Annotated in this window: 14 protein-coding genes and 1 pseudogene; 10 read left to right on the forward strand and 5 right to left on the reverse strand. The window is 53.6% G+C overall.

Annotated elements, in window-relative coordinates; all coding sequences use genetic code 11:
- Window positions 1-66: 66 nt before the first annotated feature.
- The 3 genes from D9N13_RS16560 to D9N13_RS16570 all read left to right on the forward strand — a co-directional run bounded on the left by D9N13_RS16560 (window position 67) and on the right by D9N13_RS16570 (window position 4579).
- Window positions 67-1467, forward strand: a complete 1401-nt coding sequence (locus tag D9N13_RS16560) for an MBL fold metallo-hydrolase RNA specificity domain-containing protein (RefSeq protein ID WP_290592329.1) — start codon at window positions 67-69, stop codon at window positions 1465-1467.
- A 197-nt stretch (window positions 1468-1664) separates the two neighbouring features.
- The gene (locus D9N13_RS16565; RefSeq protein ID WP_290592331.1) at window positions 1665-2825 is read left to right on the forward strand and encodes an acyltransferase family protein; all 1161 of its coding nucleotides are present in this window, start codon (window positions 1665-1667) and stop codon (window positions 2823-2825) included.
- A 23-nt stretch (window positions 2826-2848) separates the two neighbouring features.
- Complete coding sequence (locus tag D9N13_RS16570; protein ID WP_290592333.1) at window positions 2849-4579, forward strand: hypothetical protein; 1731 nt, start codon at window positions 2849-2851, stop codon at window positions 4577-4579.
- A 53-nt stretch (window positions 4580-4632) separates the two neighbouring features.
- Here the strand turns inward: D9N13_RS16570 and D9N13_RS16575 are convergent, their stop codons facing one another.
- Window positions 4633-4845 (reverse strand): hypothetical protein, encoded by a 213-nt coding sequence (locus D9N13_RS16575; protein WP_290592335.1) that lies wholly within the window; start codon window positions 4843-4845, stop codon window positions 4633-4635.
- A gap of 113 nt (window positions 4846-4958) precedes the next feature.
- Here D9N13_RS16575 and D9N13_RS16580 point away from each other — a divergent pair, with 113 nt between their 5' ends.
- Window positions 4959-5753, forward strand: coding sequence for an MOSC domain-containing protein (locus D9N13_RS16580; RefSeq protein ID WP_290592337.1), 795 nt, complete (start codon window positions 4959-4961; stop codon window positions 5751-5753).
- A 51-nt stretch (window positions 5754-5804) separates the two neighbouring features.
- On the opposite strand, the gene D9N13_RS16585 is transcribed toward D9N13_RS16580, so the two are convergent.
- Entirely contained in the window at window positions 5805-6407 is a 603-nt protein-coding gene (locus tag D9N13_RS16585) for a hypothetical protein (RefSeq protein ID WP_290592339.1), read from the reverse strand.
- A 213-nt stretch (window positions 6408-6620) separates the two neighbouring features.
- On the opposite strand from D9N13_RS16585, the gene D9N13_RS16590 reads away from it, so the two are divergent.
- Window positions 6621-7340, forward strand: a complete 720-nt coding sequence (locus tag D9N13_RS16590) for a DUF6901 family protein (protein ID WP_290592341.1) — start codon at window positions 6621-6623, stop codon at window positions 7338-7340.
- On the opposite strand, the gene D9N13_RS16595 is transcribed toward D9N13_RS16590, so the two are convergent.
- Window positions 7332-7775, reverse strand: coding sequence for a universal stress protein (locus tag D9N13_RS16595; protein WP_290592343.1), 444 nt, complete (start codon window positions 7773-7775; stop codon window positions 7332-7334). The two genes, D9N13_RS16590 and D9N13_RS16595, sit on opposite strands and share 9 nt — an antisense overlap.
- A gap of 107 nt (window positions 7776-7882) precedes the next feature.
- Between D9N13_RS16595 and D9N13_RS16600 the strand changes: the two genes are divergently transcribed.
- Window positions 7883-8380 (forward strand): hypothetical protein, encoded by a 498-nt coding sequence (locus D9N13_RS16600; protein WP_290592345.1) that lies wholly within the window; start codon window positions 7883-7885, stop codon window positions 8378-8380.
- Here D9N13_RS16600 and D9N13_RS16605 read toward each other — a convergent pair.
- Window positions 8358-9257 carry a sterol desaturase family protein gene (locus tag D9N13_RS16605; protein ID WP_290592347.1) on the reverse strand — a complete coding sequence of 300 codons (900 nt, stop codon included), beginning with the start codon at window positions 9255-9257 and terminating at the stop codon, window positions 8358-8360. The genes D9N13_RS16600 and D9N13_RS16605 overlap by 23 nt on opposite strands.
- Before the next feature lie 139 nt (window positions 9258-9396).
- On the opposite strand from D9N13_RS16605, the gene D9N13_RS16610 reads away from it, so the two are divergent.
- Window positions 9397-10434, forward strand: a complete 1038-nt coding sequence (locus tag D9N13_RS16610) for an AraC family transcriptional regulator (RefSeq protein ID WP_290592349.1) — start codon at window positions 9397-9399, stop codon at window positions 10432-10434.
- Here the strand turns inward: D9N13_RS16610 and D9N13_RS16615 are convergent.
- A complete protein-coding gene (locus D9N13_RS16615; RefSeq protein WP_290592351.1) occupies window positions 10380-11108 on the reverse strand; it encodes a hypothetical protein in 729 nt (242 codons plus the stop codon). The two genes, D9N13_RS16610 and D9N13_RS16615, sit on opposite strands and share 55 nt — an antisense overlap.
- A 314-nt stretch (window positions 11109-11422) precedes the next feature.
- Here D9N13_RS16615 and topA point away from each other — a divergent pair.
- The 3 genes and pseudogenes from topA to D9N13_RS16630 all read left to right on the forward strand — a co-directional run.
- A pseudogene (gene topA, locus D9N13_RS16620) lies at window positions 11423-14062 on the forward strand (type I DNA topoisomerase); the annotation flags it as partial.
- A gap of 444 nt (window positions 14063-14506) precedes the next feature.
- Window positions 14507-15586, forward strand: a complete 1080-nt coding sequence (locus tag D9N13_RS16625) for a matrixin family metalloprotease (protein ID WP_290592354.1) — start codon at window positions 14507-14509, stop codon at window positions 15584-15586.
- 84 nt (window positions 15587-15670) lie between these two features.
- The gene (locus tag D9N13_RS16630) at window positions 15671-16834 is read left to right on the forward strand and encodes a hypothetical protein (protein WP_290592356.1); all 1164 of its coding nucleotides are present in this window, start codon (window positions 15671-15673) and stop codon (window positions 16832-16834) included.
- Window positions 16835-16844 lie beyond the last annotated feature (10 nt).

The following is a 16844-nucleotide window of genomic DNA, read 5'->3' on the forward strand; positions in this document are numbered from 1 at the left end:
ATGATGTAAAACACGATGTAAATGAGCAGGTTGTGCTATCTTGGGCGAAAACAGAAGGAATGAATCATGGCAAAACTTACCTTTTGGGGCGCTGCCCAGGAAGTCACTGGCTCCTGCCACCTGATCGAAACCGAGGGGCTGCGCATCCTGCTGGATTGCGGCATGCATCAGGGCGGCAGACAGGCAGAGCGTCGTAATGGGGAGCCGTTTCCCTTTAACCCGCGACAGCTGGATGCGGTGATTTTGTCCCACGGTCACCTGGATCACAGTGGCCTGTTGCCGAGGCTGTTCAAGGAAGGCTACAAGGGGCCGGTATATTGTACCGAAGCCACCCGCAATCTGTTGGCCATTATGCTGGAAGACGCCGCCGGTTTGCATTTGCGGGATGTGGAATGGGAGAACCGGCGTCGCAAGCGGGCCGGCAAGCCCGAAATCGAGCCCTGGTATGATATGGACGATGTGCTGCATGTGCTGGAGCATTGCAAAGGGGTTCCCTACCACGAAACCCGCAGCGTCAACGGCCATGTCAAACTTTACTTTCGGGATGCCGCCCACATTATCGGTTCTGCCATTGTGGAGCTGCAGCTGGAAGAAAAAGGCCGCCACAAGAAACTGGTGTTTTCCGGGGATCTGGGTAATCCCGATGCGGTGTTAATGAAAGATCCGGAAATCGTGACGGACGCCGACGTGGTGCTGATGGAAGGCACCTATGGCGATCGGGATCACCGTACCATGGACAATACACTGGAGGAATTGGGCGAGGCGTTGCAGCAGGCCAGCCAGGACAAGGGCAATGTGTTGATTCCTTCATTTGCCGTGGGCCGCACCCAGGAGATGCTGTTTCATCTTGGGGTGTTATACAAGCAGGGTAAAGTCCCCCAACAGCGCATCTTTCTGGATAGCCCCATGGGTATCGAAGTAACCCGTTTGTATACAGAATATATGGACCTGCTGGACCCGGAGGATCTGAAGAAGATATCCGTCAAGCTGGGGGATGATCCCAAGTCCTACCTGCCCATGCTGACACTGACGGAAAGTACCGAGGATTCCATGGCCATCAACCGCATCAAGGATGGCGTCATCATTATTGCCGGCAGTGGGATGTGTAATGGTGGTCGAATTCGTCATCACCTGAAACACAATATCTGGCGTAATGAATGTCATATTGTGTTTCCCGGTTTTCAGGCCCGGGGCACATTGGGGCGGCAAATTGTGGAAGGGGAAAAACACGTAAAAATGTTTGGCTCCGATTTTTATGTGCGCGCGAAAGTGCATACCCTGGGTGGTTTTTCAGCCCATGCCGGACAGTCGCAGCTGTTGGAGTGGGCCGCCAACTTCAAGCAGCCTACCCGTTTTTATCTGGTGCATGGCGAGGCCGAGGCATTGCAGGTATTGCAGCAGAAATTACTCGATAAGTTGGGTATTTCGGCCGAAGTGCCGGCCGAGGGCACCAGTATTGTTTTTTGAGGTTCTGTCTGCAGTGAAATCAGGCGTCAGATATGGGGTTGGTGCAGTAGTTGTATTAGAGCTGGAGTAAACGTCATAATACGCGGCCAGTATGCTGCTACAGCAACTGGCCGTACAATTAATTCAGATCGTCTGTTTGTTATTACAATAATATCAACCAGTTAACGCACATAAAGATGTGGATGTAGGTTTTTACCATGGATCGGAGAATACACTTCCTTGACCAAGTGCGTTCCCATATGATGCTTTTGGGAATCGTGTTACACGCAGCAGGGAGCTACAACAATTTTCCTGCCGGGGAGTTATGGCCCTATAAGTCCGTCGACGTTCATGTACTGTATTCGGTGATCATTAATGTGATTCACAGTTTTCGTATGCAGGTGTTCTTTCTGGTGGCCGGGTTGTTTGCGGCGATGTTGATCAGCAAGCGGGGCAATACGGGCTTCTTGAAGAACCGAACCCAACGGGTTCTGTTGCCTTTGCTGGTGTTTGCCGGCCCCATAATTATTTACTGTAACCACCTGTATAGCCATGGTGCCGAGCTGATGGCGCTGCGGGGAATTGACGTCGAGTTTGACCACAGCATACGGCTCTACCATCTGTGGTTTTTATACTATTTGTATTTTTATGTGTTGGCGGCCATTCCCCTGCAATGGCTGTTAAACCGGTTTTTTACTGCAGAGCAATATGCAAAAAACGCCAAAATGTTGCCGTGGGCGCTGGGTTTGGTGCTGGCACTGGTGCATGTGATCAACGGCAGCTATATGCTGGAAGCACCGGTGGGTTTGGATATTCTGAATCCGGCTTTTGTCCAGTATGCGTTGTTTTTCGGCACGGGGATGGTTGCCTATCACATGCGCGAGGCGTTTTTTAACAGCATTGCCCATTGGGGGCGTTTACTGTTATTCACTATTCTCTCGCTGATCGTGTTTGTGATCATTGTGAGTATTACCGCAGCACGGAATCCGGAAGATCCTCAGGCATTTGTTTGGTATGGCGCCTTGTTTCTCGGCCTGTATTATGCGCTGGTGTGTTGGTTTATCCTGGCTGTCTACAAACGCCTGTGTGATCATTTCAGTGCGAGGGCCCGGTATTTGTCGGAGGCCTCCTATTGGGTGTATTTAGTGCACTTACCCATTACGGTGGCAGTGCCGATGTGGATCGATCACTGGTCCGTTCATCACAGCCTCAAGTTTGGGTTGGTATTGTTGATAACCTTTGCGATTAGTTTGATCACGTATCAGGTTTTTGTGCGTTCCACGGGGATTGGCTGGTTATTGAATGGAAAAAAACGCCGTTTTTACTTTCCATTTATCCATCGCGCAGTCAAATATAGAGAGTCAGAACAAGCCGGGTAGTGTCCGCGTAAGTGAGCTCTGTCATGCAGTATTTAAATAAACTGAGAGAAAAACCACATTGGGTATTGGTTCTCACCGTGGTGCTCACACTGCCTGCATTATTTTCCGGTTGGTTGGGTGACGATTACATTCACTATGCCTTGCTGCACCCTGATATTGATATTCCCAAAGCGCGGGATTGGTCATTATTCGGTTTGTTCTCCTGGGTGGATGCGACCCCTCACCGCACGCAGGTGTTGATGGATCTGGGGGTGATTCCCTGGTGGACCTATGAAGGTTTCCGTTACCAGTTCTGGCGGCCACTGGCAGAGTTGAGCCATTGGCTGGATCATGCCTTGTGGCGTGATGTAGCGTTATTGATGCACGTACACAGTCTGGTTTGGTATCTGGGGTTGGGAGCCGGACTGTACCGATTGTATTGCCGAACCGGCATGCAGCCGCTGGCGGCCATTGCCGGATTGGCGTTGTTCATGTGGGATAGCAGCCACGGCCTGACACTGAGCTGGATCGCCAATCGTAATGCCATTATGGCCGCGTTGTTTGGTGTGCTGTGTTTGCTGGCCTATCTGGATTGGCGGCAATCCGGCGGCGGCAAGGCCCTGGTATTGAGCCTGTTTTGGTTGCTGTGCAGTTTGTTCAGTGGTGAGATCGGCATCAGCACCTGCGGGTACCTGGGTGCCTATGCCCTGATGGTGGATAAAGCCGGTCCCAGGCGAGCCTTATTGGCGTTATGGCCCTATGTGCTGGTCAGCGTAAGCTGGTGGGTCTTGTATAAGGTGGGTCATTTCGGAGCCAATCATTCCGATACCAATTACATCGATCCCCTGGAATCGCCGCTGATTTTCGCCAGCAAGCTGGGGGAGCGCATTCCGGTATTGTTGTTCGCTCAATTCGGCCTGGTGCCGGCGGATGTGTTTGGCTTCAATCCCGATGGCATGCTGGTGTTTTCCATTGTGGCCCTGTTGTGCCTGGCGCTGGTATCTCTCATTGTGTTGCCCATTCTCATGCAATCGCCCATGGCACGTTTCTGGGCTCTGGGTTGCCTGTTCGCGGCGGCCCCCATCAGTGCCTCCATTCCGGCGGACCGCAATTTACTGATGGTGGGGATCGGTGCCTCCGGCTTGTTGGGCCTGTTGTTTGAAGCGGTGTTATCGAATCTGGTGACGTCGCGCTTTGTTCGCGTGGGTGCCTATATCCTGTTTGCGATCCACCTGGTGATTTCACCGCTGTTGATGCCGATTTTCAGTTACAGTCCCTGGATCTGGACCAGACTGATGGCGTTACACGTGACGCAGCGCATGCCCATCGAGAGTGAGCAGGATCGTGTGTTGTTATTTGGTCTGAATATGCCCATTGCGCTGGCCACATCCCCCATGCGGTTTGCCCACCAAGCAACACTACCGGAGCGATTGTGGTTGATGTCCTCTGATGCCATGCAATTTACTGTTCAGCGTGTTGGTCAGAACCGATTACAGATTCTGTCTGAGAAGGGCATGATCAATGAATTTGAACAGTCGGTGCGCGATCTGTCCCGGGATCCGTTAACGGTAGGGCAGGTGGTGACGACGGACGGGATGCGCCTGGAGATCAAGCAACTGGATGAAGACGGCCACCCTCTGCACCTTGAGTTAACGCTGGATAGTCAGCATATGGACGATGTTGTAATCATCTATTGGACCCCGGACGGCTTTGAGCGCACAGCGTTGCCGGGGGAAGGCGAAGCGTTGGTACTGTATGAATCTGCTGCCCGGTAAAGAAGCGGCGGTGAGGCGCAGTCAGACAGCAGCCCGAGAACAGGGGCCTGTGGTTAATAGCAGACTTTGCGGCCTTTGTCCTCGGCACGGCGTTCACACTCCCGACGAATATTGTCGCAGGTAATGGCCCCGCCGGGGGAAAGGCTGGACGCGTTCTCACATTGGGAATAACGCTCCTGTAATTCAGACTGCGGCATATCCGCAAATTTGGAATCGCCGCAGGCACTCAGAGCGGCAATGCATATCAGTCCGGTTAGTATTCGCATGGTTTCCCCCCAGCTAAAAACACTATGAAAATCAGATATAATCCATGGGTTATTAGCACAGTATAGGTTAGTCTTTTTCGATCTCAACCTGATGATGGGATGGAACATTCAACATGCACGTGGCCAGTTTGTACATTCACCCGGTAAAGTCGTTGGGCGGGTTGCCGGTGGCGGTAAGCGCCATTGACCGATTTGGTTTGCGTTGGGATCGGCGCTGGATGGTGGTGGATGAGGCGGGAAAGTTTCTCACTCAGCGGCAGTTGCCGGCCATGGCGTTGATTCGGGTCAGCCTGGATCAGGGCCGTGTGACCTTAACCGCAGCCCAGGGTGAGCCGATGGTTTTTGAGGTGGTGGATTTTGTTGAAAGCCCGCTTATCAGGGTGCAGGTCTGGCGCGATCAGTGTGAGGCGCGGTTGGGCAGTGAGGCCATTAATGTTTGGTTGAGCCGGGTGCTGGGCCGGGATTGCCGCCTGGTTTTTATGGATGACCACTGCCGGCGTCCGGTGGACGAGCATTACGCCGGGCCTGGTCATACGGTCAGTTTTGCCGATGGCTATCCTCTGTTACTGACACAACAATCCTCCCTGGATGAACTGAACAGTCACATGAGCCTGAACATTGGTATGGAACGGTTTCGCCCCAATGTGGTGGTCACCGGTGGGGCCCCCTGGGCAGAGGATCAGTGGCGGGTGCTGCGGGTGGGTTCTATGGTGTTTGACGTGGTGAAGCCCTGTTCCCGTTGCGCCATCCCCACCATCAACCCTGCCGATGCCAGTCGGCAACCGGAGGTATTCCGCACCCTGAAGCAGTACCGTGCCAGGGATGGCGAGGTGTTCTTCGGCCAGAATATGGTGCCACGATCGGCGGGGACGATTCGGGTGGATGATCCGGTAGAGGTGTTGGCGTGACGTGATTCAGGAATAAACCGTCAAAATGAATCAATCAAGCCGGCTAATTAATCAGAACAGCTCAATATCGTCTTCGGAATCATCATCCGGGCCAGTGAGGGATTCAGTCTGTTCAAACTGGTGACGGTACAATTCCAGTGCTTCACGGATGGTGGCGCCTTGCATAATATGGTCGAACATCAGGCGCTCGCATTCCATGGTGTAATTGGAGCGGATCTCCTGCTGAATGCGGCTCCATTCGGACGGATTGTAGAGGCGGGTGGTGTCACTGATGAGGTCACCCAGGTGAGTCAGGCTCTCGTTCACGTGATGCAGCTTCTGGGTGAGCCGGTCATAAAATTGGAAGGCGACAATGGCTCTCTGCATCTGCTGGTGCATTTGCTGGGATGCGCTCATGATGTCATTGCGCTGGGTTTCCCATTTTTCGGAACTGTCTGCGTGTTCGCACAGGGACATCACCTTTTTGGCATCCTGTGCCATGCCGGTAAAGGTGGACGACAGCTCATCCACCGATTTTGAGCTGTCGGTGAGGGTCGTCTCAATCTGAGCCATGGCCAGGCACAGCATGGAAATGGTTTCTTTGATTTGGCTCCAATCCAGGTCAGGGTTCACTGAGCTGGAACCAGGGTTAGACAACTGAGATCCGAATGACACGCTGATCGCTCCTGCAGTGGCGTGAAAAACATCGCTTCTGAATGATTTCTATCTAAGTAGTCAGCATAGCCCAGAAAATCTGGCAGTGGAAAACGGCCGCCCATGAATTTTGGCACCAGGTTTACAATCAAGTGGTTAGGCTGACCTAGTGTATTTTGGAATACTGGGTGGGCGCGTCTACACTGTTAGAATGCAGGCCAGGGGAAACCGACCATGAAAATTCAGTATCGTTTTGATATCGAAGGCAATTCGCTGCACTATGAAGTGGATGTGGATCGTTCATTTGATTTCAGCGCCCAGCGGCAGGAGGTACCGGAGTGGGCAAAACTCAAGCATAACCAATGCCCCAACTGCCCGTTGACGGTAAAGGACTGCCAATATTGCCCGGCAGCGGTAGATCTGGCGGCGGTGGTCACGGATTTTCAGCGCCTTCCTGCTCAAAAAACGGCCAAGATCAGGGTTGTTACTCCGGAGCGTGAGTACGCAAAAGAAACGGCGCTGGAGGAAGGCCTGCGTTCTCTGATGGGGCTGATCATGGCCACCAGCGCCTGTCCGATCCTGACGCAATTGAAGCCCAACGCCCGCAATCACCTGCCATTTGCGTCCCAGGATGACTTTATCATCCGCTCAACCGCGCTTTATCTGTTGAAACAGTATTTCAACTACCGGGCAGGTCAACGCCCGGATTGGGAATTGCAGGGCCTGATCAGCCTGAACCAGGAGCTGCAGACCTTGAATGAGGCCTTTTGGGGGCGGGTGAAAGAGGCCTGTGAAGGGGATTCGAACCTGAAAGCCTTGCTCAGTTTCCTGGATATGTCCTCCAGTGTGAGTTATTCCCTGGAGTCGCAATTGCAGAAAGTGAAACCGCTGATGACGGACGCAGAAGAATCGCCCGCCATCGAAGTAACAACCGGTGAAGCCCGCTTATTTTGAATCCTTGTTCACCCGCACCGCCAGCACATCAATATTGGCATGATGCAGCACGGCGTTGGCGGTTGAGCCCAACAACAGCGCCAGGCCATGACGGCCGTGGCTGCCCATTACGATCAGGTCTACCGCCCGGTCTTCAGCGACCCGCAGAATCTCTTTCTCAGTGATGCCCACTTCCATGTATTGACGCTCTTCCGGCACGTTGAGGCGTTGCCCCAAATCACGCAGCTGGCTCATGGCCTGTTTTTCCAGCTCCTTGTGCAGATCCCCCAGGTCCACCGGAAACTCTCCACCGTAGGCAATGGATATGGGTTCCAGTACGTGAACAATGCTCAGGGTGGCGGCAAAGGTGGCCTGCAGTGCTGCGGCGCGCTGCTCAACGATTGCCGATTCTTCATTAAAATCGGCTGCCAGCAGTATGTGGTTGTATTGGCCCATGGGATGATCCTTGTGCGGTTGGGGTTTGTGAATCACTGAATGTATTAGATAATGCACGGCACTTTTATTTCAAGCGTTGTTTTTGGTCAAAGGTTGGATACAGTTTTATGGTTTACCTGATAATTGGGCTGGCGATGTTATTTATTCTGGGGCCCGTATTCATGTTGCGGCCCTCGGCCCGGGAGCGGCGTTTGGCCCGCATCCGTCAGCGCGCGTTGGCGGAGCATGTGGTCATCAGCCCCATTTCACTGACCCGGGATACCAAGTTCAACGCTCAGCTGCAGCGCAATCCCCATATTGATGGCCATCGCTGGTACCGCTATCAGTTGGTGGCCAGGGAAGACCAGACCGGGCCATCGGTGAAAGGAGAATGGCTGCAACGTAAAACCCGGGACGGCACCCTGGTGTGGGAATCATCGGATGTGACCCTGACCGCGCCACCGGCGGTGCAGGCACTGATTGAACAATGGCAGCAGCAGCAGACGGAAGATTTTCTGGCGCTGGAGCTGGGGCCCCGCAGCGCCGCCATTGTCTGGAACGAGCGGGGCGATGAGGCCGAGGTGACGCAGTTGCTGGACGATCTCAAGCGCTTACTGGCGGTTTAGGGGGCTGTTGCGGCTCGAATGTGGTATCCGGGTATTGTTGGCGCACCCATTCCGGTGGTTTCACCAGTATGCGCCAGTCCCGGTAGGTGCGCAGGTCCCGCCATAGGCTGGCCCATTCATGCAATTGCAGGTACACCGGGTTGTAGGGCTTCTCGGGCATCCGGGTAACGCCATAGACAATGGGCCCCGCATCCCGCTCATCACGGAAGGTACCCAGCAGTTTGTCCCAGATAATCAAAATGCCACCGAAATTGGTATCGATCTGCGCCGGATTGCGGCCATGATGAACCCGGTGATGGGATGGGGTGTTGAGAAACGTCTCCAGCCAGCCCAGCCGTTTTACCTGCTCGGTATGCAGGAAAAACTGATAGACCAGATTGCCTTCAATGGCCAGCAATACCCAATCCTTGTCAAAACCCACCAAGGCGGCCGGAATCCACCACAAAATCCAGGCGCCGTTGAACGCATGGGTGAAATTCTGCCGCAGCGCGGTGGAAAAATTCATGTGTTCGGATGAATGGTGAGTAACGTGACTGGCCCAGAACCAGCGTGTTTTGTGCATCAGGTAATGCTGCACATAAAAGCAAAAATCCACCAGCACAATCAGCACCAGCACGCTCCCAACCGAGAGAGCAGGGTTCCACTGCAGCCCAAACTGATACACCCAGCTGTAAAAGGCCTGAATGAACAGGGCAATGGCAATGCCATCGACGATTTTGTACGAGAACCCGGTGCCCAGGTTGGCCAGGGTTTCCCGCAGGTGATATACCCCGCTGCGACCTCGCCAGCGAATGTAGCCTGCCTCCAGCAGAATGACAGCAATGAAGACAGCGCCAAAGGCCAAGACAAAGAAAACAGCGTGTAAAACGTCAGACATAAAAGCTTCCAGTGGGTGGTCGTTATGCTGCTCACTATAGTGCCGTTCATCCATTGGGGATTGACCCGACAGGCCTAATTTTTGACAATTCCCGCCAGCCTGTTGTGATGACTACGAATGTGCGAGGAACACCTGAGTTGTGCCTACCTTACTGGCGGATATGAATGTAAGCGGCGATCTTGCCGCGCTGTTGTTGGATTACCTGGCGGCCAATCAGTTACAAATAGCGGAGCTGGAACGGGAGCTGAAGCAGTTTCAGCCCGCCAGCCGCATGCGTTTTCAGCAATGGTGGCGTTTACTGGAGCAGTTGCAGCAGCACCTGCCCGGCCATCTGGTGGGGATGGAGCTGGGGCAGTCCATCAAACCGGCCTATGTGGGGGTGCTGGGTTATCTGACCCTGTCCTGCGATACGGTGGCTGAGGCCCTGCAGCGGTTCCAGCGTTATCAGCGCCTGCTGCATGATGGTGACACCGCGCGCCTTGAAATACGCCACGATCAGGCCTGCCTGTGCTGGAGTAATCAGTATGGGCCGTCGACCCAATTGTCGGATGAAGTGTTGGTGATGGGCATGATCGCCAATCTCAGAGCCATGACCGGGCAGCCGGATCTGCAGCCTACGCGGATTAACTTTGTCTGCGCAGCACCGCTGTCCACGCAAGAGTATCAGCAGTTTGTTCAGTGCCCCATTGCCTTTGACCAGCCGCAGTTGGAATTGCATTTTCCGGTGGATTATCTGCGATTGTCGGTGACCAACAGCGATCCGGCCCTCAAACAGCTGCTGGAGCAACAGGCGCAAACGCTGCTATCGGTATTGCCGCAGCAGGTGGATTTCTTTGATCGCCTGCAACAGGCCATGGTGAAATCGGTGCAGGGCGGTGAGCCCACGCTGGAAACCGTGGCCAGGTCCCTGGCCATGTCACGGCGCACCTTGCATCGTCGCTTACAGGAACGGGGGCTGGTGTTCAAAGAGCTGCTGAAGGCCATTCGCTATCAATTGGCTCGGCAATATCTGGCAGAACGGCACTTAACCCTGGCGGAGATAGCACTGTTACTGGGCTATTCCGAGCAAAGTGCCTTTAGCCGTGCTTTTCGTCATTGGAGTGGCACGACGCCGCTGCAGTATCAAAAATCAGTGGTCAGCGGTGGCTCAAGCAGCTCAATCAAATCCCCGCTGTAACGGTTGACGATGAAGCCCATGCTGCGATCTTCCTGCAGCAGAGCCCGTTTGAGCAGCGCCCACTTGCGTTGTAAATCGGTGGTGCGCGGCTGCAGGATCTGAACCTGCCGGTCCAGCAGCGCAACCAGTTCTGTAAGGTGGTGGTGGGCATAGGGTGCCAGTTTCCAGTGGGCATTGAGGTAGCGTAAATTGCTGTGCTGCAATAGCAGAATGGTCTCTTCAGAGGGCGTGATCAGATCACTGGAGCTGGTTTGAGTGCTGAGCTGATCCCAGAATGCGGTCATCTCTTCCTGGTACTGGTAAGTGATTTCCTGGTCTATGAACCCCCCTTGTTCAATGGTCACCAGCCAGGCACCCAGGCGCCGTGCCACCCGTTGCCATTGTTGTTTCAATGCTGCCCGCCGGGCCTCTGCAAGGTTGGGCTGGAGTGAACTCAGTGTTTCAAAGTGCTGTCTGAACCGGGTCAGGTGGGTGTCGAGCTGCTGGTGGAGATGGCGATCACCCAGTCCATTGCGATAGCGCTCAAAATCGATGATCACCGCCAGCAGGGTGGATTGGCTCCCGAACTGGGCTCTGTGCAGGGCGTTCTCATCCGCTTGAACGGGGAAAACACCGCCCAGGGTCAACAGGGCAAACAGCGTGATGATCTTGAATTGTGGTCGGGTCAGTCCCATTGCATGGTTTCCAGATCAACTTGATTGAATATTTTTTGGCGGGCCACAGGCCGCATCAGTATCTTAAATGCGCAGATTACTGAATTGTGACAGTTTTCTAAGTTATTGAAAAATAGGAGGTTGCTACCTTGCTGTTGGAAAAGTTTTGGTCCAGATTTGGAAAAAAGCAACAATCCATCCTAAAAACAAATTAGTCAAGGTGGCGATACGCTCCCTTGACCCAAGGGCTGACACCTCTTATATATGTCGCCCTTTCGTTGAAGATTGAAATACTAATTGAATTCTTTTTAGCCAGTAAGGTTGGAATCTAGTCTATGGGAAAGTCACTGGTAATCGTGGAGTCGCCGGCCAAGGCGAAAACCATCAATAAGTACCTGGGCAAGGATTTCGTGGTGAAATCCAGCGTGGGCCATGTGCGTGACTTACCCACCAGCGGCAGTGGAAAATCCACGGTAGACCCGGCTGAGCGTGCCAAGCAGGCAGCGTTAACCCGTAAAATGGCACCGGAAGAGAAGGCCCGCTATAAAAAGGAAAAAGCCCGCAGTGCCTTGATCGGGCGCATGGGGGTGGATCCGGAGCATGGCTGGGAAGCCAACTATCAGGTGCTGCCGGACAAACAGAAGGTGGTGAACGAATTACAGAAACTGGCGGAACAGGCCGACACCATTTACCTCGCGACGGATTTGGACAGGGAAGGGGAAGCCATTGCCTGGCACTTGCGTGAAGTGATCGGGGGCGACGAGGATCGCTACAAGCGCGTGGTGTTTAATGAAATTACCAAAAGTGCCATTCAGGAGGCGTTCCGGGAACCGGGAACCGTAAACGGTAATCGGGTGAACGCACAGCAGGCCCGGCGTTTCCTCGATCGTGTTGTCGGCTATATGGTGTCGCCATTGTTGTGGGCCAAAATCGCCCGCGGCTTGTCTGCCGGCCGGGTGCAGTCGGTTGCGGTGAAACTGGTGGTGGAGCGTGAGCGTGAAATCCGTGCCTTCATTCCAGAGGAATACTGGGAAGTGTATGCGGATACCACCACCGCCAAACAGGATGCACTGCGGCTGCAGGTGGCCAGGCAGAATGGCCAGAATTTCCGCCCGGTTAATAAAGAGCAGACCGATCAGGCCCTGGCGGTATTGCAGAATGCGGCCTACACCGTGGCCGGCCGAGAGGACAAACCCACCAAGTCCCGTCCGGCGGCGCCGTTCACTACCTCAACCCTGCAGCAGGGAGCCAGTACCCGCCTGGGTTTCAGTGTTAAAAAGACCATGATGATGGCCCAACGTTTATACGAAGCGGGTTACATCACTTATATGCGTACCGATTCCACCAACCTCAGTACAGAGGCGGTGGCCAATGTGCGGGATTACATAGAGGGCAACTTCGGCACCCGCTACGTACCGGAAAAACCTCTCTCATACGCCAGCAAGGAAGGCGCACAGGAGGCCCACGAGGCCATTCGCCCTACAGACGTAAGTGTGCTGGCTAATGATGTGTCCGGCCTGGAGACGGACGCACAGCGCCTCTATGACCTGATTTGGAAGCGTTTCGTGGCCTGCCAGATGCCGCCGGCCGAATACCTGAGCACCAATCTGACGGTGAAAGCCGAAAATTTTGAATTACGCACCAAAGGCCGGATTCTGAAATTTGATGGCCATTTGGCGGTGAAAATGCCCGGCACCAAAAAATCCGAAGAGGACATTGAATTGCCGGATGTGGCCATTGGTGAAATCCTGAATCTGAAAAAACTGGATCCCAGCCAGCATTTCACCAAGCCGCCGGCCCGTTATTCAGAAGCCAGCCTGGTGAAAGAGCTGGAAAAGCAGGGCATTGGCCGCCCCTCCACTTACGCTTCCATTATTTCCACGATTCAGGATCGCGGGTATGTGAAGCTGGAGAATCGACGCTTCTACGCCGAGAAGATGGGCGATATTGTTACCGACCGCCTCAATGAAAACTTTGACAATCTGATGGACTACAGCTTCACCGCCAAAATGGAGGAGCAGCTGGATGAGATTGCCGAGGGCAAGCTGGAATGGAAGCAGGTTCTGGACGGGTTCTACGCCGACTTCAGCAAGAAGCTGGAAAAAGCCGAAAGCGAAGACGGTGGAATGCGCACCAATCCACCGGTGGAGACCGATATTGAGTGCCCGGCCTGTTCCCGTCCCATGGCCATCCGCACCGGCAGTACCGGTGTTTTCCTGGGCTGCACCGGTTATGCGCTGCCGCCCAAGGAGCGTTGCAAGGAAACCCTGAACCTGATCCATGGTTCGGAAACCATCAATGCCGATGATGACGAAAGCGAAGCCAAAGCCCTGCGTGAAAAACGCCGTTGTCCCAAATGCGGCACCGCCATGGAAAATTACCTGATCGATGAGAAACGTAAACTGCACATCTGCGGTAACAGCCCGGATTGCGAGGGTTACGAAATCGAGCAGGGTAATTTCAAAATCAAAGGCTATGACGGCCCCATCGTGGAGTGCGACAAATGCGGTTCCGACATGCAGTTGAAAACCGGACGCTTCGGTAAATACTTCGGTTGTACCAACGCAGACTGCAAGAACACCCGCAAACTGCTGCGCAACGGTGAAGTGGCGCCGCCCAAGGCCGACCCGATTCCCATGCCGCACCTGGCCTGTGAAAAATCCGATGATCATTTCCTGTTGCGCGACGGCGCCTCCGGACTGTTCCTGGCGGCCAGCCAGTTCCCCAAACACCGGGAGACCCGGGCGCCACTGGTGGAGGAAGTCAAATCGGTGGCGGATAAACTGGATCCGAAATACCACTTCCTGTTGCAGGCACCGGAAACAGACGGTGCGGGCAATAAAGCCATTATCCGTTACAGCCGCAAAACCAAATCGCAGTACGTGATGACGGAAAACGCCGAGGGCAAGGCCACCGGATGGTCCGCTACCTACGACGGCAGCAAATGGGTGGAGAAGAAACCGTCTGCTGCCAAGAAAACAGCGGCTAAAACAAGCGGAGCCAAAAAGAAGAGTACGGCCAAAAAGACCACGGCCAAAAAAGCAACAGCTAAAAAATCGTCAGCCAAGAAGAAGTAAGCGAACCACAGCAAGTGAACCATAGTAAGCCCGGCACTGTGCCGGGCTTTACCGCGCCTTCCATTGGTATTTGAAATGTTTATCCCGTCACATTTTTAACACCCCATAATCAACTTAACGACCCTGCCAAAGTACACCGTCTTTTTCGGAACCTGCCGTTACTATGTCCCTGCATCGAGAGTAAGACTCTCGTTTTTATGAGCCCAACGCTCACTACAGCAAATAAGCAGCCCGGTGCAATTGGGGTTTTTTGCTGCTGATGCTGTGCATTTCAATTGTTTGACTCCGGTAATCTGAAATGGATTCAGTTCCGGAACCTTTACACAACAGGGAGACTGTAAAGTGAAATTCAATAAAACAATCTGCGGTGGTGCTGCCGCTTTGGCTTTTGCAGTAAGCGGTGCGGCAGAGGCTTACACTCTGATTACCTGTAACGGAAATAACATTCGTTGGTCTGGAACCAGTGCCACCATGCGTGCAAGTGACATCGGATTTCCATCCGGTAGCAGCTGGCGCTCCGCATTGGGCAACAGTATCAGCCTGGTAAATCAGAACCCCTCTGCTTTCGACTACGGCATTGTGTACGGTGATACCAGTGTTGGCTTCAATAACGGCCAGAACGAAATTTGGTGGTCTAACGGGTTTGGTGCTCCGGCCATTGCCAACTGGTGGATGAACTGTAATACCGGTCGCTTCACCGAAGTGGACATCCGCTTTGACAATACCGTTGCCTACACCACTTCCAACAGCAAATCTGTGCTGTGGCCATATGGCGGTGGCAGCCGACCTTTCCGTACCACCGCTATCCATGAACTGGGGCATGGTGTTGGCCTTAGCCATACTGCCAATACTTACAGTGTCATGGGGCAGGATTGGGATCACATTCATGCCAATGGCAGCACGGCTCGCGCCTACTTTGGTGAGGATGCTTCCAGCGGTGCAGTGGCCCTGTATGGAGGCAATCCGGGTAATGTACAGGATCTGGGTGTCAGTCAATGGCGACGAACCGGTGCCAGCGGTGAGTACAGTACTCATGACCGTACCCGCATCCGCACCAGTGGCGGCGGCTGGGTCAGCAGCTCCACCGTGAATGGTGAGCCCCGTTATAACGTGAATAAAGGCCAGCAATATCTGGTGGAGTTCAGTTATGAGAATAACGGTGAGAGCTACCAGACTACGGAAGTAGGCTACTTTATTTCCACCAATGATTATATCTCTACCGGAGATCGCCGTATTGGTGGACGTAACGGCATGGGCCTGGGTCGCAATACCGTCTTTACCTTCCAGGCACCGGTGACCATACCTGCTGATCTGGTGTCCGGCCAGACCTATTGGTTAGGGGTTATCATCGATGAAGACAGTACGTTATCTGAAGTAACAGAAACCAATAACCGAACTTACATCTCCATTCGTGTGAACTAAGTGACGTTGAAGAGAGTGTCAGCCCATTGCCGGCACTCTCTTTTTAATGGATTTGTTGTTATTGCTATAGGACAGGAACGTACCATGAAACCGAATATCGTATTGAATTTAGTGCGCAGTATTTTACCGTTTTCCACGTTTAAGTTTTTGTTGACGAGCGCAGCCGTCGTATTGCTTTCCACTACTGTAAACGCCAGTACGGTTGATGAAAAAGTGGTGGCGGCGCAATTGGTGTTTGAAGGGGTGGTGGTGGATGTGCAAACCCGTTTTGCCGAGCGTGAGAACGAGTCTGATCCCGCAGTACCTTATCGCTTTGTTACCTATAACATTAATCGAATTCTGAAAGGCAACTATCAGAGCGATACCGTTACCCTGCGCTTTATGGGTGGAGAGAGCGAGAACGGTCAAGTGCTGCTGATTCCGGGTCAACCGCTGTTCGATGTGGGTGATCATGATCTGTTAATGGTCACCGGCAACAATCGCTATCCATGCCCTCTGGTTCAGTGCGCCCAGGGCCGTTATCGATACCTGGGTGGTATGGTGGTGAATGAGGTAGGGCAGCGCATCTACCTGGATGCCAATGGCCAGATCATTACCGGTGAAAAGATAGAAGATGAAGCACTGACCACCAATCAATTATCTGAAAATGTCACCATTGAAACCCGCGAAGTGAGCGAGGTGGGCATCGGGGAAATATCCAATGTTACAGACACTTTTCCTGACGCCACCAGCACTGATCCAGCCGGTTTTGCCCAGACAGTGGATGAAAAAATTCAAATGAATCATACCCCGGACCAGCTTGCCAATCTGGCTCCGTTTGAAAGCTCCGATCCGGATCAGCCATTTGTAGATGAAACCTATGAACGGGAGGGTGTTGCGGCCGGGCAACCACCGGAGCAGGGGGGCGAAGAGTTGGAATCTATGCCTGAGGATGAGCGCCTTGAGCGAGAAATGGAAGCGGCCATGTTGGCCGAGATGGATAGGGAAGCAATGGATCCGGCGCGCCAGGAAGAGCTGCAGGCGTTGAATAAGAAAATGCAGCAGTTGCATCCCGACTTCTTTGCCGGTGAGATGGACTCTGGTCTTATTGCGGCCGCTCATGCAGAAGGTACGGGGCAGCCGGCATCGGCATCATTGCAAAACAACGGTGTGCAGGCCAGTGGATCCGGTTATACCTGGGGTGTAGTGATGGTCATCCTGTTACTCTTGGGTGGTGGTGTTTTCTGGTACCGCAAACGCCTGCGCTGATCCCAGGATG

Source organism: Ketobacter sp. GenoA1 (genome assembly GCF_003671475.1).
Taxonomy (GTDB): domain Bacteria; phylum Pseudomonadota; class Gammaproteobacteria; order Pseudomonadales; family Ketobacteraceae; genus Ketobacter.